Source organism: Bradyrhizobium sp. BRP19, assembly GCF_020194195.1.
Taxonomy (GTDB): domain Bacteria; phylum Pseudomonadota; class Alphaproteobacteria; order Rhizobiales; family Xanthobacteraceae; genus Bradyrhizobium; species Bradyrhizobium yuanmingense.
Genome location: NZ_JADYVZ010000004.1, coordinates 571,201 through 594,480, shown reverse-complemented (window position 1 = coordinate 594,480; position 23,280 = coordinate 571,201). Strand labels below are relative to the sequence as shown.

Sequence of the window (23,280 nt, the reverse complement as noted above, 5' to 3'; positions counted from 1 at the left end):
GCGAGCCGCTGGCTCCGGCCGCAGAAGTTGTGATAATCCGGCCCGGTGCCGCGCACGCCGCGGCATCAAGCTGGACCGGGAATGACGACCGTTTTGCAGGAAATCGAGGAACTCGAGCGCCGATTGCGGTCGGCCACCGCCGAGATTGCGCAGCTGCGGGCCGAGCTTGCGACGGCTCGGGATCGCCAGAGCGCCAGCGCCGAGATCCTGCGTACCATCGCGGCCTCGCCGTCCGATGCGCGGCCGGTCTTTACGGCGGTCGCCGCCAGCGCAAAGCGCCTGCTCGGCGGCTTCTCCGCCACCGTGCTTCAGTTCATCGGCGACGAGCTTCACCTCGTGGCGTTCACGCCGACCAATCCGGAGGCGGACGCGGGGCTCAAGGCGTCGTTCCCGCGCAAGATCGCGGACTTCCCGACTTTTGGCCTCGTGCGGGAGGGCCAGACGATCCAGTTTCCCGACAGCGAGGCGGCCGACGTCCCTGAACTGAACCGGGAGCTGGCGCGGCTGCGCGGCTTCCGCAGTGTGCTATTCATGCCGCTGATGAACCGGGGCGCGCCGGTCGGCATGATCAGCGTCACCCGCGCCGAGCCAGGATCATTCGCGCCCGACCTCGTCCAGCTGCTGCAGACCTTCGCCGACCAGGCCGTGATCGCGATTGAGAACGCGCGCCTGTTCAACGAGACGAAGGAGGCGCTGGAACGCCAGACCGCGACGGCCGATATCCTGAAGGTGATGGCGGCCTCCCCGTCCGACGTGCAGCCGGTATTCGAGGCCATCGCCACCAACGCCAACCGGCTGATCGGCGGCTTCTCCACCGCGGTGCTGCGTTATGTCGACGGCGCCGTGCACCTTGCGGCATTCACCCCGACGGATCCCGCGGGCGACCGCGTGCTCCAGGCCTCGTTCCCGGTGCCGTTCGCACAATTCCCGCCCTATCAGCTCGTGGCCAATGGTACCGCGGCGCAATTGCCCGACACCGAGGTCGAGCCGGCCGCGCGCGACATCGCGCGGGCCCGCGGCTATCGCAGCATGCTGTTCGCGCCTCTGATGAGCGAAGGCGAAGCCATCGGCATCATCACCGCGACGCGACGCGCGACCGGCAACTTCGCCGAGCATCATGTGCGCCTGCTGCAGACCTTCGCCGACCAGGCCGTGATCGCGATCAAGAATGTCAGCCTGTTCAACGCGACCAAGGAAGCACTGGAACGTCAGACTGCGACTGCCGACATTCTCAAGGTGATCGCGGCTTCACCGTCCGATGTCACGCCGGTGTTCCAGGCCATTTCCGACAGCGCCAAGGCGCTGATCGGAGCGCACTCCTCCACCGTCACCCGCGTCGTCGACGGCATGCTGCATCTGGCCGCCTTCACGACCGACAATGAGGCCGGCAATGCGGATCTGCTGAACTCATTTCCGACGCCGCTGTCCTCATCGGGCATTCACAGCCGGGTGGCGAGCAGCGGCGAGTATGCCTTCCGCAGCGACATGCAGAACGAGCCTGATCTTACCGAGGCCATGAAGGAGCTGGCGCGAACACGCGGTTATCGCAGCATCCTCGTGGTGCCGATGCTGCGCGATGGCCTTGCGATCGGCACCATCGCCGTCACGCGGCGGGAGCCCGGTTATTTTCCGGACAAAGCCATCAACCTGCTCAAGACCTTTGCCGACCAGGCCGTGATCGCGGTCGAGAACACGCGCCTGTTCAACGAGGTTCAGGACCGCACCAGCGAGCTCGCCAGATCGCTCGATGATCTCCGCGCCGCGCAGGACCGCCTGATCCAGACCGAGAAGCTGGCGTCACTGGGCCAGCTCACGGCCGGCATCGCGCACGAGATCAAGAACCCGCTCAACTTCGTCAACAATTTCGCCTCGCTGTCTGCCGAGCTGACCGAGGAGCTGAACGGGGTGCTCGCGCCAGTCCCGCTCCCCGAGAACGTCCGCGGCGAGGTCGACGAGCTGACGGGGCTTCTGCAGGACAACCTCGGCAAGATCGTGCAGCACGGCCGCCGCGCCGATTCCATCGTCAAGAACATGCTGCTGCATTCGCGCGAAGGCGGCGGCGAGCATGGGCTGAGCGACATCAATGCATTGGTCGAGGAGAGCCTGAATCTCGCCTATCACGGCGCACGCGCCGAGAAGCCCGGATTCCACGTGACGCTGAAGCGCGCGCTCGATCCAGCGGCCGGACAGGCCGAAGTGTTTCCGCAGGAAATCACCCGCGTGCTCCTGAACCTGATCTCGAACGGCTTCCACGCGGTCATCAGGCGCAAGGCCGACGGTGCCGCCGGTTACGAGCCGATTGTGACCGCCGCGACGCGCGATCGCGGCGATGACGTCGAGATCACGATCCGCGACAACGGCACCGGCATTGCCGACGATGTGAAGGAGAAAATGTTCAATCCGTTCTTCACCACCAAGCCAGCCGGCGAAGGCACCGGCCTCGGGCTGTCGATGACCCACGACATCGTCGTGAAGCAGCACGGCGGCACGATCGACGTCGCGACCGAGCCGGGCAAGTTTACTGAATTCACGATCGTGCTGCCGCGCAAGAGTGGTCTGTCAGGCAATAGCTGAGGTTGAATCGCGCGGTGGGTGCTTTCGGCAAACTGGCGTGGCTCATTCAGCGGCAATTGCTGTCGTTCTCCGGCGTCGGCCTCATGCTCGGTGCCCTGTTCTTCGCAGCCGCGCTGACGCCGACGCTGATCCCGCGGAGCTATCTCACGCAGGGCGCCATCGCCGGCGCCTGCTTCGGGATCGGCTATCTCGCCGGCAACGTCTGGCGCTGGCTGTGGCACTATCTGGAATTGCCCGAGCCGCCGGCGCGCCTGAGATCGACCGCAAACGCGCTGGTGGCGGCCGCCTGCCTGCTCGTCGTCATTGTTTTTCTGTGGCGGGCGGCCGGATGGCAGAACTCGATCCGCACCGTGATGAAGATGGCGCCAGTCGAGACCGCCCATCCGCTCAAGGTCTGCGCCATCGCCGTGATGACGTTCGTCGTGCTGCTGGTGCTGGCGCGGCTGTTCGCGCTTGCCGTGCGCCTCATCGCCGCGCGTGCGAGGCGCGTCATTCCGCGGAGGATCGCGAACGTCATCGGCGTGCTCGCCGCGGGCCTGTTGTTTTGGTCAATCGCCAGCAATGTCCTGATCCGCACGGCGTTCAACGCGCTCGATGTGTCCTTTCGCGAAGTCGACGCCTTGCTCGAGCCCGAGCGGCCGCAGCCGACCGCGCCCGAACGAACGGGAAGTGCCGCCTCGCTGGTGAAGTGGACGCAGCTTGGACGCATGGGGCGCAGATTTATTGCCTCGGGGCCGACCGCAACGGAGATCAGCGCCATTACAGGAAGGCCCGCGCTGGAGCCCGTGCGGGTCTATGTCGGCCTTGGCGGCGCCGAGACGGCGCAAGCGCGCGCCCGGCTTGCGCTCGACGAGCTCAAGCGGCAGCACGGGTTTGAACGCGACACACTCATCGTCGTTACGCCGACCGGAACCGGCTGGATCGACCCTGCCGCGATGGACACCGTCGAATATCTCCACCATGGCGACGTCGCCAGTGTCGCGATGCAGTATTCCTATCTCAACAGTCCGCTGACGCTGCTGTTTCAGCCCGAATCCGGTGCAGAGGCGGCGCGCGCCCTGTTTTCGGAAATCTACGGCTACTGGGCGACGCTGCCGAAGAACCGGCGGCCGAAGCTGTACCTGCACGGACTGAGCCTCGGCGCGATGAACTCGGAAAAATCCGCAGAGCTGTTTGAGATGATCGGCGATCCGATTGCGGGCGCACTTTTGAGCGGCGCGCCGTTCGAAAGTCGCATCTGGCGCTCGATCACGGCAAACCGCAATCCGGGCACGCCGGCCTGGCTGCCGGAATTCCGCGACGGCCGCTTCGTGCGCTTCATGAACCAGAATGGACCGACGGTGCCGGCAGATGCGCCCTGGGGTCCGATGCGCGTCGTCTATCTGCAATATGCGAGCGACGCGATCACCTTCTTCGCCTATCACGACGCCTATCGGGCCCCTGACTGGATGACGGCGCCGCGCGGGCCGGATGTGTCACCGGAGCTGCGATGGTATCCAGTCGTGACGATGCTGCAGCTCGCCCTCGACATGGCGGTCGCGACCAATACGCCGATGGGCTTTGGCCATGTCTATGCGCCCGAACATTACGTCGATGCCTGGGTCGCCGTCACCGATGTCCATGATTGGTCCCCCGACGCGCTGGCGCAGCTCAAGACCCATCTTGCAGCGGCGGCGCGAAAGGCCGCCGAGGGCAATGTCGCAAACGAGCCTTACGCCGATCGAGGCGGCTAGCCTACTCGGCCATCTCCACGGGCTGCTTGGCCGACGGTCCAGCCAGCGGCCGCTCCTCCATCGCGATCAGGCACAGCGCAGCGATCGTCATCAGCGCGGTGGCGGCGCCGAACACGTAGCGGAAGGCGTGCCGCATGTCGTCGGCGGGTATCGCGACGGCGCCCGCGGCGTGTTGCTCGCCGGCGAGCGGGACGTCGGTGCCGAGCGCGATGAGCAGGATCGCGGCGAAGGCCGCCACCGTGAACGAGGACATCAGCGAGCGGAAGAAGTTCATCGCGCCGGTGATGGTGCCGACTTGCGGACGCGCCACCGAATTCTGCAGCGAGACCACGCACACCGGAAAAGTCGTGCCGAGTCCCAGCGCGAATGCGGCCATCAGCAGCAGCAGGCCCCAGAGCGGCAAGGTGGTGACCGTGAGAACGAGACCGCACAGCGCGGCCCATGACGTGCCGACGATGGCGACGCGCTTGTAGTGCTTGGCCCGAGCCATGGTGCGGCCGGCGACGGCCGCGCCGACGGTCGAGACCGCCGCGAGCGGGATCAGCGCAAGCCCCGCCTCGCTGGCGGTGAGATGATAGACCTGCTCGTAATAGAGCGGCAGCTGCACGGTCAGGCCGGTGATCGCCCCGAGGCCGCAGCCGCCCGCGGTCAGCGCGAACGGCGCCACCGATCCCGTCAACAAGGGCAGCGGCAAGAACGGCTCGTCGGCCCGCCGGGCGTGCCACACGAAGGTCACCGCGAGCGCGACGGCACCGCCCACCATCGCCAGCACCGTCGGCGAAAGCCAAGCATAGCGCGTCCCGCCCCAGGTCAGCACCAGCATGAAGACCACGGCGGACGCCATCAGCAAGAGGCCGCCGAGCCAGTCGACCTTGCGCTTGCGGTGGAACACCGGGATCTTCTTCATCTTTGGCAGCAGCAATGCGAGTGCTGCGGCCGCAAGCGGCAGGTTGATCCAGAAGATCATCGACCAGTGCAGATGCTCCGCGAACACGCCGCCGATGACCGGGCCGAGGATGCCGCCGACCATCCAGACGCTCGAGAAATAGGCCTGGTACTGCCCGCGCTCGCGCGGGCTCACCACGTCGGAGATCACGGTCTGCACCACCGGCATGATGCCGCCGCCGCCGAGGCCCTGAAGCCCGCGTGCCAGGATCAGCATCGGCATGTTCGGCGCGATCGCGCACAGCACCGAGCCCGCGACGAACAGGCTGAGCGAGATGATGATCATGACGCGGCGGCCGTAGATGTCGCTGAGCGTGCCGAACACCGGCGCAACCGCAGTCGAGGCGAGCAGATAGGCGGTGATCACCCAGGACAGATTGGAGACGTCCTGGAACTGGCGTCCGATGGTCGGCAGCGCCGTCGCCACGATGGTCTGGTCGAGCGCGGCCAGGAACATCGTCAGCATCAGGCTGATGACGATGGTGCGGACCTCGTCGGAGCTCAGCGGCACCGGCGGGGCGATCGAGGGCGCGTCGTCGACGCTGATGACCTCGCTCGGCAGGCGGGACAGCTCTTCGGCAATGTCGTCGGGCAAGGCCTGGATGTCGGCAGAATCGCTCTGCCGGTCGAACTTGTTCATCTCGATCGGGCGTCGTGACGCGGTGCAACACCGCGAAGGATTCGTACTATGCAGCCCAATGTAGAGGGGAAATTTCTTCCCAGGCAGGCACCGCGACGCATGGGTGCATCCCGCCGACGCATCCTCGCGGCTCCGTGATCGACAGGCGGAGCGGCGCCGTATTGAGGTACTACTTGGAGCCTGAGCGCCCCCCAGCCCACTAAAGCTCGATCGGGTCCAGCAAGTTGATCAGATGCGGTTTGCCGGGATCAACGATGACCACTTTCTTGCCGAACTTGGGATTGCTCCGGAACAGAGCGCCGAGGCTGTGCTTTTCCGGCGACCAATTTTCTCGAACCGGCTTCTTGGTTGCCGGATTCTTCTTCTTGCGCGCCTTTTCCTTCGCCTGCTCCTTTTCCCAGTCGGCTTGGCGCTCGATATCGATCTCGTCAATCGGATAGGTCAGGTGGATTGTGTATTCGGCGTCGACGCCCCGTGCTTTCAGCAGCATTTCCAGGGTCGCTCGTTCGGGGTTACCGTGCTCGCCATCGCCTGAGAAGACGTAGTGATCGGCAGGCAGACGTTCGAAGAAGATCGTCTCCATATTGTTGTCGCTGCCGTGGTGCGGCACCTTGAGAAGATTGACGTGGCGCGTCTTTCCGGGGGCGAGCAACCTGGCTAGCTCAAGTCCCTCCAAGACCTTGTCGCCACGCGCGTCGCCGGTCAGCAGCATGCTCTTGCCGCCCATTTCAGCCAAAACGACGATGCTGGAGAGATTGGGCACCGACTTGTCGACGAATGCCGCCAGCATTGCTTCCGGGCTTTTCTTCCCCTGCTTTTGCTCCCGCAGCCATTTATCGTGGGCCTCCTGAAGGGCCATCAATTCCGGCTGCATCGGTCCGGCCACGGTCATCTTGAGGCCGCCATCCAACGTCACCGCTTCCGTATCCTCGGTTGCGACGATCAGCTCGCCGTCGAATTTGTGGTTCAGTTTCCATTGCCGACGTGCCGGCGACCGACGTTGCAAGACTTCCCGATCATCACGCAATTGACGGCCTTGCGAAATGCCGGCGAGAACATCCACCGTCTGATGCACCTCTTCCTCGTCGGATTCTTCGTCGGGCTCGATTGCGTCAAAATCCGGCCTGCGCGCAGTGCCTGCCTCGAATGACGCCGGCCCAAATCCGGACAACAGTTCTTCAGGCGCAGTCGTAAGCAGATCGTCAAAGCTGTTGTGCCACAGGCTGGCGACCTTCAGACGGAGATCGGGACTGTTGCCCAGCTGATCCGCCGTTAGTTCGAGAATGCCCCTGATGTGATCGTCGTCGATATGACTGATCATCACAACGTCTATCGGCAAGGGATCATTCGGCTCCAATTCGCGCGAACGGTGAATCTGCGCGATTCTCGGCGCCAGATGTGGCTTATAGACCTTGGCAGGTCCTCCATCGATCAGCATCAGATGCGGATCGTCAGCTGTTCCGAAATGAAGGATCAGGCAATCGCCCTTGCGGGCACGCAAGACGTCAAGGCTAAAATGCATCGCATTCCTCCTCAGATCGATTGAAGAGCCCGCAACACGTCGAGCATGCCGTGCCCCTGAAAGCTGCGCTCGCGGCCAAGATCCGTCGCGCTCTCGCACAGGATGCGTTTGACCCGACGCGGCTGCCCGATCAGCTCTTCGTATCGGGCGAGCAGCATCGCCGCGGCTCCACTGACCATGGGAGCCGCCATGCTGGTGCCCGATTCCGGAGCCCAATCATCATTCGGAACGGTCGATAGAATTCGCTCACCGGGCGCGACGAGATCCGGCTTCGCGCGGCCGTCGCCGGTTGGACCGCGGCTCGAGAAGAAGCTGATTCCGTATGTATGCGGCCAATTCCCGTGGGTCGATCCAACCGTGATGACGCCCTCGGCGTTTCCTGGATCGGTGATACTGAAGGCGGCGTAATTTTCGAACGGACCGTCCTTCGTTTCGAATTTCTGAAAGCCGCGATTGCCCGCTGCGGCCACGACCACCACTCCGCTTTCGACCAAACGCTCGCATTCGTTGCAAATCGGCGTCCGCCCACATGCAAAATTGCGCACGTTATGGGGAATTGAGAGGCTGAGATTCGCGCCGTGAATCATGATGTAGTTGTGCCGCTCGTTGACGTAACGGATGTACTGCATGGCAGCGATAACGGCGAACTCGGTCTCCTCCAGGCTCGCACCCAGCACGCGGAAATCGTAGAGTCCGATGTCCGGGCACATGCCGCCAGCGTATTTGCCGTCCTTCTGGTCCGCTCCGATGATTCCGGCAACGTGGGTCCCGTGCGAACTGGGCAGCTTTTCAGACTTGTCGTTTGGATCCGGCCTCTTGACCGTGATTAGCCTTTCGACGGTCGCCCAGTTGATGGGGCGCTCCTTCTCGAAGTCTTCGGCAATCTTCTCTAGATTGACGTCCACCTCGGCTTCAGCGAGCCCGGACGTTCGGATCAGCTTTTCGCGGGTTTGAGCATCGACGTCACCCGTCTCACTGCTAACGATCTCGCGAATATTCGTGAAGTCGAAGATTTTCCTGACACGCGACGTCGGCTTCTCGCCGGACGTCATGAACGCGTCGTGATTGTTTTGAATACCGGAATCAAGAACTGCCCAAACGATGTTCTTGCACTGGACGTTGAACAGCGACCTCGCAGCGTCGGCCTTGACCGCTGGCACCGACCGATCGAGCGCGGGAACGGCCGATCGGTTGAGCGATACCTGGAAAATACAAGTTGGTCTCTCTTCCGCCGGCTCGCTCCTGGTATCGACGCCGTCGTTCTGCTGCCGAGCATTCTCGTCCGCTTTGACTACTTCATAAAGTGCGAACATGCCGGAGAGAATCTCGTCAGCATAGTCCCGGTATCGTTCCAATGCCTGCTCAAAGGTCAGTGGCTCCAGTGGTTCGTCCCAACCGACGGGACGTTCCAGCTTGCAAATCCAGTAGATCAATCCGGCGAGCGCGATATACCTTTGGAGCGACGTGGCATTGTCCAATGTGCGTTCGCGCAGCGCGTTGGATCTCTTCGGCCCTTGCTGGAGCAGCTTTTTGATCGTCCCCTGATTATCGCCGGCATCCACGCCTTCGATCCTTTCGGCCACCTTCGGCTCGCGCCACCATTGTGTCCGCGGCACCAGGATGCGCAGCACTTGGTCGAAATAGAGCCGCGCACCGACGAGCCCCTGCAAATAGGCGACCTTGGCCTTTGTTGGAGGCCGGCCAGGCGGCGCAGATTCGACCGGCACTTTCAGCGCGCCTGCGATGGTACGGGCCACGCTCACCGCGGTCGCATTCTTGTGCGGCGTAATCAGAACGTCCTGGGCGATGCCCGGATCGAGAGCGTAAGCCGCCCAGACATCGCCGAGCAGCGGCGAGTCCTGCAGCACGCGCCTGTCGTCGCGGGGACCCAGGAGGATATGTTCGACCACTTCGGGCGGAACGGAGAACTGCTTGGGTCTTCCGTCGGCCGAGACCGGCCAAGTCGGCCCGCGGCTCTTGGGTGTGCCGCTTTGCGGTTTTGCACGCCGCTTACGCCCCTTGTCGTCCGCCATTGTCGTCTTCCTCAGACACCAGACTCCGGATAGGGAAAGGTGGGCGGCGGCCCGACCGCCGCGAGATGCTTGCGCAGGGCTGCATCACACACGGCGTAGCCCCAGTTGATCAGTCTTTCCTGCGTCGTCGCGTCCAACCGCTTCAGACGTGTCGGCACTTCCGCAAGTTGCAATGTACGCTCGAAAGGACACGGCAGAGCATCGGCCAGCCCGTAATTCGCGATGTCGGTGCGGATGCCCCAATAGGCGCCCTTGCGCGTTCCCGATTTGAAGGAGTCGATGACCTGGCGCTTGCGCAGCGAACGCACCTGATTGTCGATCAGATTGAGGATCCGGTAGGAATGCCGCGGCCAGTCCGTCTCCGGCTCCTCCTCAGCCTCGATCTTGCCGCCGGCGTCGCTGACCAGAACGGTCTGGTGGCGCTTCCATGCGGTCTCAAGGCCGAGATTGTCGTAGGCGCCGCCATCGCTGAGAACGACGCGCGTTGTAAATGGAGGCCGCTGCAGGTCGAGCCCGGTACCGGGCACGAAATCGCTGTCCTTGAGGCGCAATTCGAAGGGAGAGAGGACCGGAGGAAAAGCTGAGGACGCCGCCACGGCTTGCGCCAGCAGAATTTCTGGATTCTTCACCTCGCCGACGCGGTAGTCGCGCATATAGGGCTTCATGAAGCGCCAGAGCGCGCCTGACTGCACGTTCGTCGCATTGATCACGAAGCGCGGCTCGTCAGGCATATCCTGCAGAGTTTTGCCGCGAAACAGGTGATCGTCATACGCCTCGGCAATCCGATCGCCGATGCTGCCTGGTAACAGCGCGCCCAGGATGACCGACTCGGCATCGATTGTGATGCCGGCGAAGGCGCGCAACGGCGCGACGAATTTCGGAATGAAATCGCTGTCGACGCTGTCGGGTGTGAAGCTGAGGCCCGGCCACGCCAGCGCCAACATGCCGGCAGTGATCGACCCGCCGGAAACGCTCGATATGCGCCTGACGTTCTTCAGCAGTCCTGTTTCATATAGGCGCCACAGGACGCCGACATGAAACACCATCGCGCGATATCCTCCGCCGGAAAGGCAGAGCGCAGTGGTTGGTTCCAGCGGCTTGTTCTCGTCGTCGGTCGGTATCGGGTGAACCGGATCGGAAATCATGGGGCCCCCAAAAATCCTAGGGTACCTTCAGCAATTCAAAACAACCTGAATATAGCCATAGCAGAATCTACAACCAGCTTAGCACCTCAACCCCTGAATGTGAAGCGCATCTGCATGCGACCGCTGCGCACAGCTGTTCAAGGTCGCTTCTTCAGACGCGCCCGCTTCGGCAAGGTCGCCGGCCATTGCACGATGTGGTCCTCGAGCTCCTCGTCCGGGACCTCCTCCTCGCTGCCCTCCACGCGGCCGCGCACGGAGACGCCGGCTTCGTGCACGGTGTTGGGGTCACCCGAAACCAGCGGATGCCACCAATAGAGGTCGCGCCCTTCGGCGACGAGCTTGTAGCCGCAGCTCGGCGGCAGCCAGTTCAGGGTGCGGACATTGGCCGGGGTCAGGCGGACGCAGTCCGGAACCTTGTCGGAACGATTCGGATAGTCCTTGCAGGCGCAGCTCGTCCCGTCGAGCAGCTTGCAGCCGATATGGGTGAAGTAGATCTGCCCGGTATCCTCGTCTTCGAGCTTGTTCAGACAGCAGCGGCCGCAGCCGTCGCACAGGCTTTCCCACTCGCGCTCCGACATCTGTTCCAACGTCTTGGTTTTCCAGAAGAATCCTTCCTGGCCTTGAGATCGTTTGGGAGCTGCGGTCATGCGCCTCAACAACAGTTCGAAAGAGCTACGGCAACGCCATCTAGGGCGCGCGGCGGCAATGGTGCAAGCGAGGCCCCTTTGAGGCCCGTAATGAACCGGGGGTCAATTAGGCCTGTTGTTCAAAATAGCGAGCGTGGCCATTGGTTTATGAGCCCCGCTCGGCTAGAAGGAACAGCAAGTCCCTCGGATGCTGGCCGGGCGCCTTGGGTTTGCCGCAACATACCCGCAAGACGTCTCGATGCCGCCCCGGCCGGGTGCTTGAACGGTTTCGAAGCAAGCCGCAAGGGTTCTAGGTGCGCCAGATCATACCACCGCATTGGAAGCAGAGGATCCGGAATTTCTTCCTGGATCTCGATGCGCGCATCGACTCCTCGCTGTTCTCCTCGGCCAAGGGCATCCGCGAGCTCTACGAGCGCTACTCGACCTTCATGGACCGCTTCTATGTCGGGCGGTGGAAGCGCTGGGTGTTCATCGAGCCATTCTCGGAGGCCGCAACCCTCGGGCTTGGCGGCCTCGTCGTGATGCTCGCCCTCGCCATTCCGGCCTTCCGCGAGACCGCGGACGAGGACTGGCTGAAGAAGTCCGACCTCGCGGTGAGCTTCCTCGACCGCTACGGCAACCCGATCGGCAGCCGCGGCATCAAGCACAACGACTCCATTCCGCTGGAAGACTTTCCGGACGTGCTGATCAAGGCGACGCTGGCGACCGAGGACCGCCGCTTCTACGAGCATTTCGGCATCGACATCGCCGGCACCGCGCGCGCGCTCGTCACCAACGCGCAAGCCGGCGGCGTGCGCCAGGGCGGCTCCTCGATCACCCAGCAGCTCGCCAAGAACCTGTTCCTGAGCAACGAGCGCACCATCGAACGCAAGGTCAACGAGGCCTTCCTCGCGATCTGGCTGGAATGGCGCCTGACCAAGAACGAGATCCTCAAGCTCTATCTCGACCGCGCCTATATGGGCGGCGGCACCTTCGGCGTCGACGGCGCGGCGCATTTCTACTTCAACAAGTCCGCGCGCGACGTGACGCTGGCGGAAGCGGCGATGCTCGCCGGCCTGTTCAAGGCGCCGACCAAGTACGCCCCGCACATCAACCTGCCCGCCGCCCGCGCGCGCGCCAACGTCGTGCTGGACAACCTCGTCGATGCCGGCTTCATGACCGAGGGCCAGGTGTTCGGCGCCCGCCGCAACCCGGCCTTCGCGGTCGACCGCCGCGACGAGGCCTCGCCGAACTATTATCTCGACTACGCCTTCGACGAGATGCGCAAGCTGGTCGATACCTTCCCGAAGTCCTACACCGAGCGCGTCTTCGTGGTGCGCACCGCGATCGATGCCAACGTGCAGAAGGCGGCCGAAGACGCTGTCGAGAACCAGCTGCGCCAGTTCGGCCGCGACTATCACGCGACGCAGGCCGCGACCGTCGTCGCCGATCTCGACGGCGGCATCCGCGCCATGGTCGGCGGCCGCGACTACGGCGCCAGCCAGTTCAACCGCGCCACCGACGCCTATCGCCAGCCCGGCTCCTCGTTCAAGCCCTACGTCTACACCACCGCGCTGCTGAACGGCTACACGCCCAACTCGATCGTGGTCGACGGCCCGGTCTGCATCGGCAATTGGTGCCCGCAGAATTATGGCCATTCCTATTCCGGCTCGGTGACGCTGACGCAGGCGATCACCCGTTCGATCAACGTCGTGCCGGTGAAGCTGTCGATCGAGATCGGCCGGAAGAACGAGCCCAAGACGCAGAACCCCGCCAAGGTCGGCCGCGCCAAGATCGTCGAGGTCGCGCGCCGCTTCGGCATCAAGGCGCCGCTGCCCGACACGCCGTCGCTGCCGATCGGCTCGGACGAGGTCAACGTGCTCGAGCACGCTGTCGCATACGCGACCTTCCCCAATCGCGGCAAGGCGGTGACGCCGCATGCGGTGCTGGAAGTGCGCACCGGCGCGGGCGACCTGGTCTGGCGCTGGGACCGCGACGGCCCGAAGCCGCGGCAGGCGATCCCGGCTTCCGTCGCCGCCGACATGTCCGGCATGATGAGCCACGTCGTCAGCGAAGGCACCGCACGGCGCGCCGCGCTGGACGGCATTCCGACCGCGGGCAAGACCGGCACGACCAATGCCTATCGCGACGCCTGGTTCGTCGGCTTCACCGGCAATTTCACCTGCGCGGTGTGGTACGGCAACGACGATTACTCGCCGACCAACCGCATGACCGGCGGCTCGCTGCCGGCGCAGACCTGGCACGACATCATGCTCGTGGCGCATCAGGGCGTGGAGGTCCGGGAGATTCCCGGCATCGGCATGGGCCAGAAGCTGCCGCCGCAGCATGTGAGCAACGCGCAGGCCAACGCGGCGCCGAAGGTGCTGGAGACCAAGCCCGGTCCGCCGCCGGTGCTGACCAAGCGCGGCGCGGACATCCTGGTGCGGGTCGAGAAGCTGCTGGATGATGCGGCCAAGGCCGCGAACAAATCGACGGCGAATGACAGCAAGCCGGCTAGGCCGTCCTCGTCGACGAGCGCGCTCGCCTTCCCGCAGAACTATGCGGAAGACAACGCCAACGCCTCTGCCCCGCGCAAGAACTGATCGAAAGCAAGTGCGGCTGATCCTGACCACATTGACGGCGCTCCTTCTCGCGACGGTCGTCGGCGTCGGCGCGACGTGGATGACCACGACGCGCGGCACCGAGATCGGCGCGCTGACCATCGGCCCCTGGACGGCACGGCCGCGCACCGGCACCGCCGACGTCGATCCCTATTCGCGCGCCACCATCGTCCGCAACGGCGAGCTGCCGATCGGCACCGGCGACGGTGTCGCCTTCACCGCCACCACCGACGACAGGAAGAAGGCGCTCGACGGCCGCTGCGACGTGGTCGTCTCCGGCGTGACGCCGCCGGCGCGGTTCTGGACGCTGACGCTCTACGACCGCAAAGGCCATCTCGTCGCCAATTCGCTGCAGCGCTACGGCTTCACCAGCCAGGAGATCGTGCGCTCCTCCGACGGCTCGTTCGAGATCCGGATCGCCTCGCGCTCGCGCGCCGGCAATTGGCTGCCGACCGGCGGCATCGAGCGCTACGCCTTGATGCTGCGTCTCTACGACACGCCGGTCGGCGTTGGAACGCGCACCCAGCGCGATGCGCCGATGCCGAGCATCACCACGGTGGGCTGCTCATGATCCGGCTCGTCTTCACCGTCGTCGCCGGCGTGGTGCTGGGCCTCGTGGTCCATCTCGTCAGCGTGCTGGCGCTGCCGCGGATTGCCACACAGGATGCCTATTCGCGGCTGACGCCGATGACCAGGGTGAACGCCGTCACCCAGCTTCCCTTCGCCGATCCCAACAATTCGCCGATGCCGTTCATGGATCCGGCCTTCGCGCTGGCGATCTGTCGTTATGATCTGTCTGGCGGGCCGATCAAGCTCACCGTGCCGGTGAGCCAGGCCTACACCTCGGTGTCGTTCTACACCCGCAACGAGATCGCCTATTACGCCATCAACGACCGCTCCGCGGGCCGCAAGGTGATCGAGCTCGATCTGATGACGGAAGCGCAGCATAGCGAGCTGCCGGAGGACGAAGAGGTCACCGCGGCCGACCGACTGATCATCGATTCCCCGACCACGACCGGCCTGATCCTGATGAAGGCGCTCGCGCCCGAGCCCGGCTTGATGCAGCAGGCGCAAGGCTCGCTCCAGGCTGCGACCTGCGCCCCGCAGACCGAGCCGCCGGCCAAGGCCGAGGCACCGCGCAGCCGGCGGTGAGCGCGGCCGCCAACAAAAAGTGCGAAAACAACCCCATGCACAGTAGCTGGGCGTTGAAATCATTACGCTCTTCCGCCGACCGCAACGATACCGCCGGGGACGCCTGCGTACCTTTGACTCGTCGGGCAAAACAGGGGCATACTGGCATCATCGAGAGTTGATCACACCCGCACGGAGCCGTCCGTCGCGGGTGTTGTCTTTGGCGCATCTTTCCGTGTCCATGCGAAACAATCCTGCCGCGTTCGGCTCGGGCACAATCATCGGCACTCTGGGCGGCTTGATCGGTCTCGGCGGTGCAGAATTTCGGCTGCCCCTGCTCATCAGCCTGTTCGGATTTCGCGGCCTCGAGGCCGTGATTCTGAACAAGGCGACGAGCCTGATCGTGGTGGCGAGCGCACTGCCGTTTCGCGCACGCGCCGTTCCGTTCGCGGAGATACATGCCCATTGGCCGATCATCCTGAACCTGCTGGCGGGCAGCCTCGTCGGCGCCTATGCGGGGGCATCCTGGGCGACGCGTCTGGAGTCCGGGACGCTCTACAGGATCATTGCCGTCCTGCTGCTCCTGATCGCCGGCATGCTTCTGTTCGCACATGGCAACGAGGCGGCAACCCCACCGGCGCTGACAGGCGTGAGCCTGATCGTCGCGGGCATAGCAGCGGGCTTTGCGATCGGGATCGTGGCATCGTTGCTCGGCGTTGCCGGAGGGGAATTCCTGATCCCCACCCTGATCCTGTTGTTCGGCGCGGACGTGAAGCTCGCGGGCAGCCTCTCGCTCGCGGTGAGCCTGCCGACCATGCTGGTGGGATTTGCGCGCTATAGTCGCGACCAGAGCTTTTCGGTGCTCCGCGCGAATTGGCAGTTCATGCTTGCAATGGCCATCGGGTCGGTCGTCGGGACATTCATAGGCGGCCTGCTTCTCGGCGTCGTCCCGAATTCGATTCTTCTGCCGGGATTGGCCGTGATCCTGGTCATTTCGGCGGTGAGAATCTGGCGGCATGAGTAGGCTGGTTCGAAACAATGCCGCAACCGGCGATGCGCCCTCGATCGGTTCGCAGATCGAGACGGATCGCTAGAGCATGATCCGGAAAAGTGTGAAGCGGTTTTCCGAAAAGATCATGCTTCAAACAATAACCTAATGCGCGATGACGATTCATCCTAATCGCATCGCGCTTTAATGGATGATCTGGCCGAGGAAATCCCTCGCCCGCTCCGTCCTCGGCGCGCGGAAGAAGGTTTCGGGATCGGCTTCCTCGACGATCGAGCCGCGATCCATGAACACCACCCGGTCCGCGATCTCGCGGGCAAAGCCCATCTCGTGCGTCACGCAGACCATGGTCATGCCGTCTTTCGCGAGCTCCACCATGGTGTCGAGCACCTCCTTGACCATCTCCGGGTCGAGCGCCGAGGTCGGCTCGTCGAACAGCATGATCTTCGGCTGCATGCACAGCGCCCGCGCGATGGCGACGCGCTGCTGCTGGCCGCCGGAGAGCTGCCCCGGATATTTGTTCGCCTGGTCGTGGATGCGCACCTTGCGGAGCAGACCGATCGCGCGCTCATGCGCATCAGTGCGGGACAGGCCCCGCACCTTCATCGGCGCCAGCATGCAATTCTCGACGACCGAGAGGTGCGGAAACAGGTTGAAGCTCTGGAACACCATGCCGACCTCGCGACGAACGCCGTTGACGTCGGTCATCCGGTCCGACAGCTCGATGCCGTCGACGACGATGCGCCCCGCATCGTGCTTTTCGATGTGGTTGATGCAGCGGATCAAGGTCGACTTGCCCGAGCCGGAGGGGCCGCACAGCACGATCTTCTCGCCGACCGCGACCGTGAGATTGACGTCGTTCAGGGCCGTGAAATGGCCGAACCGCTTCACCAAATTTTCAACGGTGACGATGGACGCCCGATTCCCCTCAGCGAACTCAAGCATTTTTCCTCTCCAAAGACTGGGATGACCGTGCGCAGCGCTAGCGGCGTAGTCCCGCGATCGCATATCGCTTGCGCAAGGACGCTACGCATTGCGATGCCGCCGAACTGATCGCGAGGTAGACCACCGCAATCACCAGATACATCTCGACCAGACGGCCATTGAGCTGCGCCAGCTTCGAGGCTGCGCCAAGCAGATCGGTGAGCGAGAGCACGTAGACCAGCGAGGTATCCTGGAACAGGATGATGGTCTGGCTCAGGATGATCGGGCTGGCGACGCGAAGCACCTGCGGCAGGATCACGGCGCGATAGGTATCGAAGGTCGACAATGCGAGGGCCTGACAGGCCTCGAACTGACCCCGGTTCACGGCGCGCAATCCGACGCGGATGATCTCCGAGTAATAGGCCGCCTCGAAAAGGCCGAAGGTGATGAAGGCGGTCCAGGTGGCGCCGATCGGGACCGGTCGCCCGCTTCCGCCGAGATGACCGAGCACGATCGGCACCAGGAAGAAGAACCAGAACAGGACCAGGATCAGCGGGATCGAGCGCATCAGGGCGACATAGCCGCGCACGAGCTTGCCGAGCACGGGCACTTCGAAGTGCTGCACGAGGGCCAGGCAGGTGCCGAGGACCAGGCCGACCACGAAAGCAACGGCGGTCAGCGCCAGGGAAAACAGCAGGCCCGACCAGAGGTAAGGCCACGCCTGAAGCACAACGGAGAAATCGAGGCTGGTCACTTCACGACCTCCATCGCGTCAGGCAGGGAATCAAGCGGTTGGATGGCGTGCGTCGCGCCCGGCTTGACTGCATCGTCCGCAGGGCTCGTCCCCGGAATGCGCACGGCCCTGTCGATCAACGCCATCCCCTGATAGGCGATGAGCGCCAGCGCGAGGTAGACAAGCGTCGCGGCGCCGAAAGCGGTGAAGGTCTGGAATGTCGCTTCGCTGATCTGGCGGGCCTGCGCCGTCAGCTCCATCAGCCCGATCGTGAGCGCGACCGAGGTGTTCTTGTAGATGCCCATCACCTCGCTGGTCAGGCTCGGAATGATCAGGCGCAGCGCCTGCGGCACGATGACGTAGCGATAGGTCGGATACCCGCTGAGCCCGAGCGCGCTTGCCGCTTCGACCTGACCTTTCGGCAGGGCCTCGATCCCGGCACGCACCTGTTCGGCGATCCGGGCGGCGGTGTAGAGACCGAGGCACACCAGTGCCGGAAAGAACGATCCCCAGGGCGGCGGAATCTGCTTGATGGCGTTCCCGAGCGAGGCGGGAAGAATCTCCGGCAGGACGAAGTACCAGAGAAACATCTGCACCAGCACGGGGATGTTGCGGAAGATCTCCACATAGAGGCGGGCAAGTGCCGCGACGGCTCGGTTCTGCACAGTGCGGCCGATGCCGACGACGATCCCGACCGCGAAGGCAATCCACCAGCCGAAGAACGCCAGCGCGAGGGTCCAGCCGAGGCCCGACACGAGCCAGTCGATATAGCGCTGGCCGTCTGCGGTCTGTTCAAGAAGCACTGCAAACATGGCGAACCTCAGGGCTCGGTTTGCGGGACACTCTCCGCCGACGTCGCAATTAGTCCACCGCGTCGCTGGGACGCGCGATCCGTTCCGTGAGCTCGACCGTCAGCGGAAACGCCAGGTTCTCGTTCTTGGGCGGAATTGGCCTGGTGAACCATTTGGCGTAGGTCTTTTCGAACTGGCCCGATGCCATCTGCTTCGACAGAACGTCGTCGACCAGCGCCTTGAAGCCGGTATCGCCCTTCGTGAACATCAGGCCATAATAGATCTTGGCGTAACCCTCGGGGAGAAATATCAGCGCATCCGGCTTCGGAGCTGCGGCCTTGAGGCCGGCGAGCAGAATGTCGTCCTCCATGAACGCGGCCGCGCGGCCGGTGTTCAGCATCAGGAAGGATTCGGCATGGTCCTTTGCCTGGACGATGTTGAAGCCGAGCTGCTCCTTCGCATTCACGCCTTGCGCGAAGCCGACGGCATTCGAGCCCTGGGTGACGACGATGGTTTTGCCCTTGAGATCGCCGGCCGTCTTCAGGCCGCTGTCCGCTTTGACCAGCCAGCGCGGCTGACTGACGAAGGTGGCGACGGAAAACGAGACCTGCTCCTGCCGCTTCCTGTCGTTGGCCGTGCCGCCGCACTCGATGTCGACGGTGCCGCTCTGGATCAGCGGGATGCGATTGGACGAGTTCACCGGAACGTAATTGACTTTGAGATTGGGTAAGGCGGTCTCCGCCTTGATGCGCTCGACGATGGCCGCGCAGAGGTCGAGCGAGAACCCGATCGGCTTCTGGTCGGGACCGAGATAGGAGAACGGGATCGAGGCCTCGCGATGACCGATGGTGATGGCGCCGTTCGACTTGATCCTGGCCAGCGTGGGGCTGTCGGCGGCAGAAGCGGCGCTGCCGAGGCCGCCAATGACCGACAGAATGCTCAAGACACATGCAAACTTCGTCATGTACGTCTCCTTGCTGGACAGCCTATGCGGCTCTCGATGATGGCTTCACGCCGCGCCGCTGGATGACCTCGATCAGGCGGTCTACGTCGGCAATCGTGTTGAACATCCCGAACGACACGCGAATGCCGTCCCGCTCCGGCGACACGCGGACGTTATTCTCCTCGAAATGGCCGAGCCATTCGGCCGCGGGCAGCGCAATGACGTAGATGTGCGGCGCGCGATGCTGCCGCGCGCGAGGGCCGACCAGGCGAACGCCCAGCACATCGAGCCGGGCGACGAGATGATCGCCGAGATCGAAACAATGGTTCTGGATGTTCTCGACGCCCAGCGCTTCGATCATGTCGAGCGAGGCATCGAGGGCATGGATCGCCGGAAGATTGAAATTGCCGAGCTCGAAGCGGCGCGCGCTCGGGGCCGGATCGAGCCTGTCAGGCCGGGCGATCAGATCGACTGGGACTTCAGCGAGGCTCGCAGCCGCAAGATAGGTCGGCTCGAGCTCAGCCCTCGACTTGTCCCAATAGAGCAGGCCCAGCCCTTGCGGCACGAGCAGCCCCTTATGGCTGCCCGAACCGATGAAGGTCGCGCGCATGGCTTTCGCATCGATTGGCACGACACCGATCGCCTGCATCACGTCGACGACGAAATGGAGCCCCTTCTCCGCGCAGAGGGCGCCGATGCTTTCGATGTCGAAACGATGGCCGGCATGGAATGTCACCTGCGAGATCGAGATCGCCCTCGTGCTCGCATCGATGTAGGGACGAAGACTGTCGGCGTTCACGATCTCCGTCATCGGCACGAATGCGACGGTCACACCCTTGCGCCGCAGATTGAGGAACGCGTAGGCGTTGTTCGGATGATCGCCGTGGATCATCAGGACCTTGTCACCGGCGCGCAGCGGCAGCGCATTCGCGGCGATGTTCATGCTTTCCGAGGTGTTCTTGGTGAAGGCGATCCCGTCGCCCGATACGCCGAGAAACCGCGCCAGCTTTTCGCGCGTCTGCTCGACGCGATCGAGCCAGACGCTCTTCGGGCCGGCGGTCTCGAGACCTTCGCTCAGAAAACGATCGATCGCCGCTTTGACGGGGCGCGCAAGGGGCGTCTGGAAGCCGGAATCGAGATAGGTGATCCGCTCGGCAGCCGGAAACTCCCTCCGCACGGCATCGACGTCGTAATGGCCTGACATCCCGATCTCCTGAAGCACTTCCCCGGTGGCTCGCACTGCACAAATCCTGTTCACCACCGAGCAGCGCCAACGATATGGGCACGACACAAAAGTGCCTATACAAATTTTCATATTCCAGTATATTTCATTCCGAAAAATGATAATTTGTACTTCGGGTGGAGACTGGCGAAATGCAGCAGCCGAGTACCGACGGGCCATTGGACCGCGCCTTCGCGATCATTGGCTATGTCGCCAGCCAGACCAGAGCAGCCTCGGTCGCGGACATCGCCGCTGCGCTGTCCCTGCCGCTGCCGACTGCGCATCGGCTCATCGGAAATCTGGAGCAGCGCGGGCTGCTTCAGAAAGCCGTGGGAACGAAGCGGTACGTGGTCGGCAATCAAATGGTCACGCTGTCGGCCCGCGTCATCGGCGCAGCTTTCCGTACCGCCCGCCGGCACGCGGTGCTCCGCGCCGTCGCCGCCGAAATCGGCGAGCAATGCGAGATCGGCGTCGTGCGGGACAACGTCGTTGCTTACGTCGACAGCGTCCGCGTATCGCAACCTCAAGGCCTGCAATTCAATCCCGGCGAAGCGGCCCCGCTCCACTGCACGTCGACCGGCAAGATCTACATGAGCCGGCTGCCGGAACGCGCGCGCGAGAAGCTGTGCCACGCGCTCACGCTGACGCGATACACCGAAACCACGATCGTGGACGTCGAGCACCTGATGAAGGTGCTCGATGAGACCCGCAAGCGCGGCTGGGCCAAGACCAATGAAGAATATGTGCGAGGCGTGGTCGGCTGTGCCGTTCCCATCCTCTCACCGGATCGCGAGCTGATCGCGTGCCTGGGTGTGTCTGTTCCCGTGGCACGGGTGAGCTTCACCGAGCTGGATCGGTTCATAGCTCCCCTGCAGAAGGCCGCTGCGCTGCTATCGGAGACGATCCTCGCGGACAATGAGGACGGCGTAAGCGAAGCCGTGTCGGCAAGCTGATGCTGCTCGAACGTCGTCCACAGTCACCGAGATTGTCCTCGCCCTGCAAGCCGGATCAGGCCTTGGTCAATATCTCGGGCGGTGCGACTTCGCCCACTCGCGGGCATGTGCGATGGGCTCTTGCGGCGGCAGGATGGCGCGCAGCTTCTGTATCGCCGGCTGGCTCTCCATGGGTCCCGCCATCGACAGAAGGCCGGAAATTTCGGACCCTGCCGGCGCTGTTCCTGCAGGAGCGTCGTCAAAATTCAGGCTCTCGGCCATGGCGTTTCCTCCCTTCAGCACAGCCAGCATAGGCGGCCAGGACGAGACCGGCCCGTGCTGACGCCCGCGACGCAAAGGCCAAAGCGGCGCGCATTGTCGGCTGCCCAACACGTCAGACATTCAATCATTGAAACGCCTCACGGTGCATTTTCTGTGCCTTGGATCAGCTCTTGGTGCTGGCGGTCTTGTCGATCGCCGCGCGAAAGCCTTCAGCAAGCTTGATCGCGTCGTCATTGGCCCAGAAGTGCATGAAGAAGAGTCGCGGCTGTTCGTTCAGCATATGGCTGTGCAGCGCCGTCACCTCGATGCCATGCGTCCGCAGCGCCGCGATGACTGGATTCACCTCGTCGCTGGTCAGCACGAAATCGCCGGTGATGGCGGCCTTGCCGCCGCCGGTCGGCTGGAAATTGATGGCGGTCGCGACGCCCATTGGACCGACGGGGGTTAGCAGCATGCCGTTCTCCGTGATCGGGTCGCGCCGTTTCACATTGAACTGGTAGACGCCGCCATTGCCCTGCCCCTTGACGCCGATGATCTGATCGAGCTTTGCGGTGTCGAGATCGATAGAGGGCGGATTCCCGGCTGCGGCGACCGTCAGGGGCGTCTTGCTTTCGGCGAGCGCATCACGGATTGCCGACGCCAGCTTGATAGGGTCGCCGTGTCCGGCGACGTGCATGTAGAATGTCGCCGGGCTTGCGCGCAGCAGATGGTTGTGCACGGCAGTAATCTCGAGACCGCTCGTAATCATCTTCGCCATCACTGGATTGATCTCGGTCTCAAGCAGCACGAGGTCACCCATGACCATCGTTCCGTCATGCGCAGGCTTGAACGCCAGCCAGCCGCCAAGCGCCAGCGCCGGTTTGATCGTGACGCCATCCAACGTCACGGTGAGATCGGTGCGCGGGAAGCCGTAGCGATGGACATCGTCCGCAACGGTGGGCTTGCGGCCCAGCGTCTCATCGACCTTTTGCCAGTCGATGCTCTGCGCGTGAGCGTTCGTGATGAAGCAGGCAGCGACGCCGATCAGTGCCGAAACAGTCCTATGCATGGATCAGCTCCCTTGAGCTCTGGGTGTGTCCCTGCCCCAGGTGACGTCGGATATGTGAGGCCGCTCTGGCTGTTCCGCCACCCACAGCGGACTCGCCGCGGAGGCGCATGCCATGGTGGTTCGGATGCCGGGAGGGTCGTGGAATGGAGTTGCGATGTGTGATGACATGCTGCGCCCTTGGTGATCAGGACGCGATGCTTGGGCATGTCGCCTCACGGGGAGATCGCACATCCCCGTCGCGCTGACTAAAAACCCGCAGGACAGAACTGTCAACCGGCGCACGGCCGCGCCACGTCAAGAAGAGTTCACCCTTTGAAGCAACCCGCCAGCCGCCATCTTGAAACTACAAGTCGGTTTCACATACATTGTCGGCGTGGGGACGATGCAGACTCCCCGTGAGACCCAGGTCCAAGCTCTGCGCAGCACGCA

The 23,280-nt window shown here is 63.6% G+C and carries 19 protein-coding genes; 7 read left to right on the top strand and 12 right to left on the bottom strand.

Annotated features, from left to right (window positions below; genetic code table 11):
• Positions 1 to 81: 81 nt before the first annotated feature.
• Complete coding sequence (locus I6F36_RS17255) at positions 82 to 2,574, top strand: GAF domain-containing protein (protein WP_225144033.1); 2,493 nt, start codon at positions 82 to 84, stop codon at positions 2,572 to 2,574.
• Between the two features lie 83 nt (positions 2,575 to 2,657).
• Complete coding sequence (locus tag I6F36_RS17250) at positions 2,658 to 4,307, top strand: alpha/beta-hydrolase family protein (protein ID WP_050995889.1); 1,650 nt, start codon at positions 2,658 to 2,660, stop codon at positions 4,305 to 4,307.
• 1 nt (position 4,308) lies between these two features.
• Here the strand turns inward: I6F36_RS17250 and I6F36_RS17245 are convergent, their stop codons facing one another.
• The 5 genes from I6F36_RS17245 to I6F36_RS17225 form a co-directional block, all read right to left on the bottom strand.
• Positions 4,309 to 5,892, bottom strand: coding sequence for an MDR family MFS transporter (locus I6F36_RS17245; protein ID WP_225171831.1), 1,584 nt, complete (start codon positions 5,890 to 5,892; stop codon positions 4,309 to 4,311).
• Positions 5,893 to 6,091: 199 nt separating this feature from the next.
• On the bottom strand, positions 6,092 to 7,414 hold the full coding sequence (locus tag I6F36_RS17240; protein WP_109144371.1) for a hypothetical protein: 1,323 nt from the start codon (positions 7,412 to 7,414) through the stop codon (positions 6,092 to 6,094).
• Positions 7,415 to 7,425: 11 nt separating this feature from the next.
• The gene (locus tag I6F36_RS17235) at positions 7,426 to 9,447 is read right to left on the bottom strand and encodes a S8 family peptidase (protein ID WP_081492903.1); all 2,022 of its coding nucleotides are present in this window, start codon (positions 9,445 to 9,447) and stop codon (positions 7,426 to 7,428) included.
• Positions 9,448 to 9,458: 11 nt separating this feature from the next.
• A complete protein-coding gene (locus I6F36_RS17230) occupies positions 9,459 to 10,493 on the bottom strand; it encodes a patatin-like phospholipase family protein (RefSeq protein WP_249787846.1) in 1,035 nt (344 codons plus the stop codon).
• Between the two features lie 236 nt (positions 10,494 to 10,729).
• Positions 10,730 to 11,239 (bottom strand): YcgN family cysteine cluster protein, encoded by a 510-nt coding sequence (locus I6F36_RS17225; RefSeq protein WP_036042979.1) that lies wholly within the window; start codon positions 11,237 to 11,239, stop codon positions 10,730 to 10,732.
• Between the two features lie 293 nt (positions 11,240 to 11,532).
• Here I6F36_RS17225 and I6F36_RS17220 point away from each other — a divergent pair, with 293 nt between their 5' ends.
• The 4 genes from I6F36_RS17220 (at position 11,533) to I6F36_RS17205 (ending at position 15,994) form a co-directional block, all read left to right on the top strand.
• Positions 11,533 to 13,821, top strand: a complete 2,289-nt coding sequence (locus I6F36_RS17220; protein ID WP_057027197.1) for a transglycosylase domain-containing protein — start codon at positions 11,533 to 11,535, stop codon at positions 13,819 to 13,821.
• A gap of 10 nt (positions 13,822 to 13,831) precedes the next feature.
• Complete coding sequence (locus tag I6F36_RS17215; protein ID WP_036005844.1) at positions 13,832 to 14,410, top strand: DUF1214 domain-containing protein; 579 nt, start codon at positions 13,832 to 13,834, stop codon at positions 14,408 to 14,410.
• The gene (locus I6F36_RS17210; protein WP_225171830.1) at positions 14,407 to 14,991 is read left to right on the top strand and encodes a DUF1254 domain-containing protein; all 585 of its coding nucleotides are present in this window, start codon (positions 14,407 to 14,409) and stop codon (positions 14,989 to 14,991) included. The genes I6F36_RS17215 and I6F36_RS17210 overlap by 4 nt, the downstream gene beginning before the upstream one ends.
• A gap of 220 nt (positions 14,992 to 15,211) precedes the next feature.
• A complete protein-coding gene (locus I6F36_RS17205) occupies positions 15,212 to 15,994 on the top strand; it encodes a sulfite exporter TauE/SafE family protein (protein ID WP_036005848.1) in 783 nt (260 codons plus the stop codon).
• 168 nt (positions 15,995 to 16,162) lie between these two features.
• Here the strand turns inward: I6F36_RS17205 and I6F36_RS17200 are convergent, their stop codons facing one another.
• Genes I6F36_RS17200 through I6F36_RS17180 form a run of 5 tightly spaced genes read right to left on the bottom strand, consistent with a single transcriptional unit; the run spans position 16,163 to position 20,571 of the window.
• Positions 16,163 to 16,921, bottom strand: a complete 759-nt coding sequence (locus tag I6F36_RS17200; protein ID WP_036023225.1) for an amino acid ABC transporter ATP-binding protein — start codon at positions 16,919 to 16,921, stop codon at positions 16,163 to 16,165.
• Positions 16,922 to 16,958: 37 nt separating this feature from the next.
• Positions 16,959 to 17,654, bottom strand: a complete 696-nt coding sequence (locus tag I6F36_RS17195; RefSeq protein ID WP_036005852.1) for an amino acid ABC transporter permease — start codon at positions 17,652 to 17,654, stop codon at positions 16,959 to 16,961.
• The gene (locus I6F36_RS17190) at positions 17,651 to 18,445 is read right to left on the bottom strand and encodes an amino acid ABC transporter permease (RefSeq protein ID WP_036023223.1); all 795 of its coding nucleotides are present in this window, start codon (positions 18,443 to 18,445) and stop codon (positions 17,651 to 17,653) included. The genes I6F36_RS17195 and I6F36_RS17190 overlap by 4 nt, the downstream gene beginning before the upstream one ends.
• Positions 18,446 to 18,494: 49 nt before the next feature.
• Positions 18,495 to 19,388 (bottom strand): amino acid ABC transporter substrate-binding protein, encoded by an 894-nt coding sequence (locus I6F36_RS17185; protein ID WP_036023221.1) that lies wholly within the window; start codon positions 19,386 to 19,388, stop codon positions 18,495 to 18,497.
• A 22-nt stretch (positions 19,389 to 19,410) separates the two neighbouring features.
• On the bottom strand, positions 19,411 to 20,571 hold the full coding sequence (locus I6F36_RS17180) for an aminotransferase class V-fold PLP-dependent enzyme (protein WP_225171829.1): 1,161 nt from the start codon (positions 20,569 to 20,571) through the stop codon (positions 19,411 to 19,413).
• A gap of 170 nt (positions 20,572 to 20,741) precedes the next feature.
• Here I6F36_RS17180 and I6F36_RS17175 point away from each other — a divergent pair, with 170 nt between their 5' ends.
• The gene (locus I6F36_RS17175) at positions 20,742 to 21,542 is read left to right on the top strand and encodes an IclR family transcriptional regulator (protein WP_036005860.1); all 801 of its coding nucleotides are present in this window, start codon (positions 20,742 to 20,744) and stop codon (positions 21,540 to 21,542) included.
• 66 nt (positions 21,543 to 21,608) lie between these two features.
• On the opposite strand, the gene I6F36_RS17170 is transcribed toward I6F36_RS17175, so the two are convergent.
• Positions 21,609 to 21,803, bottom strand: coding sequence for a hypothetical protein (locus tag I6F36_RS17170; protein WP_225111727.1), 195 nt, complete (start codon positions 21,801 to 21,803; stop codon positions 21,609 to 21,611).
• A 163-nt stretch (positions 21,804 to 21,966) separates the two neighbouring features.
• Complete coding sequence (locus I6F36_RS17165; RefSeq protein WP_225171828.1) at positions 21,967 to 22,851, bottom strand: DUF1259 domain-containing protein; 885 nt, start codon at positions 22,849 to 22,851, stop codon at positions 21,967 to 21,969.
• Positions 22,852 to 23,280: the final 429 nt, after the last annotated feature.

Excerpts from the sequence above, each read along its gene's own strand:
- I6F36_RS17200 (WP_036023225.1), bottom strand. The coding sequence starts at position 16,921 with ATGCTTGAGTTCGCTGAGGGGAATCGGGCGTCCATCGTCACCGTTGAA.
- I6F36_RS17225 (WP_036042979.1), bottom strand. The coding sequence starts at position 11,239 with ATGACCGCAGCTCCCAAACGATCTCAAGGCCAGGAAGGATTCTTCTGG.
- I6F36_RS17180 (WP_225171829.1), bottom strand. The coding sequence starts at position 20,571 with ATGTCAGGCCATTACGACGTCGATGCCGTGCGGAGGGAGTTTCCGGCT.
- I6F36_RS17175 (WP_036005860.1), top strand. The coding sequence starts at position 20,742 with ATGCAGCAGCCGAGTACCGACGGGCCATTGGACCGCGCCTTCGCGATC.
- I6F36_RS17235 (WP_081492903.1), bottom strand. The coding sequence starts at position 9,447 with ATGGCGGACGACAAGGGGCGTAAGCGGCGTGCAAAACCGCAAAGCGGC.
- I6F36_RS17190 (WP_036023223.1), bottom strand. The coding sequence starts at position 18,445 with ATGTTTGCAGTGCTTCTTGAACAGACCGCAGACGGCCAGCGCTATATC.
- I6F36_RS17205 (WP_036005848.1), top strand. The coding sequence starts at position 15,212 with ATGCGAAACAATCCTGCCGCGTTCGGCTCGGGCACAATCATCGGCACT.
- I6F36_RS17230 (WP_249787846.1), bottom strand. The coding sequence starts at position 10,493 with ATGGTGTTTCATGTCGGCGTCCTGTGGCGCCTATATGAAACAGGACTG.
- I6F36_RS17170 (WP_225111727.1), bottom strand. The coding sequence starts at position 21,803 with ATGGCCGAGAGCCTGAATTTTGACGACGCTCCTGCAGGAACAGCGCCG.
- I6F36_RS17210 (WP_225171830.1), top strand. The coding sequence starts at position 14,407 with ATGATCCGGCTCGTCTTCACCGTCGTCGCCGGCGTGGTGCTGGGCCTC.
- I6F36_RS17245 (WP_225171831.1), bottom strand. The coding sequence starts at position 5,892 with ATGAACAAGTTCGACCGGCAGAGCGATTCTGCCGACATCCAGGCCTTG.
- I6F36_RS17240 (WP_109144371.1), bottom strand. The coding sequence starts at position 7,414 with ATGCATTTTAGCCTTGACGTCTTGCGTGCCCGCAAGGGCGATTGCCTG.
- I6F36_RS17165 (WP_225171828.1), bottom strand. The coding sequence starts at position 22,851 with ATGCATAGGACTGTTTCGGCACTGATCGGCGTCGCTGCCTGCTTCATC.
- I6F36_RS17185 (WP_036023221.1), bottom strand. The coding sequence starts at position 19,388 with ATGACGAAGTTTGCATGTGTCTTGAGCATTCTGTCGGTCATTGGCGGC.
- I6F36_RS17255 (WP_225144033.1), top strand. The coding sequence starts at position 82 with ATGACGACCGTTTTGCAGGAAATCGAGGAACTCGAGCGCCGATTGCGG.
- I6F36_RS17250 (WP_050995889.1), top strand. The coding sequence starts at position 2,658 with ATGCTCGGTGCCCTGTTCTTCGCAGCCGCGCTGACGCCGACGCTGATC.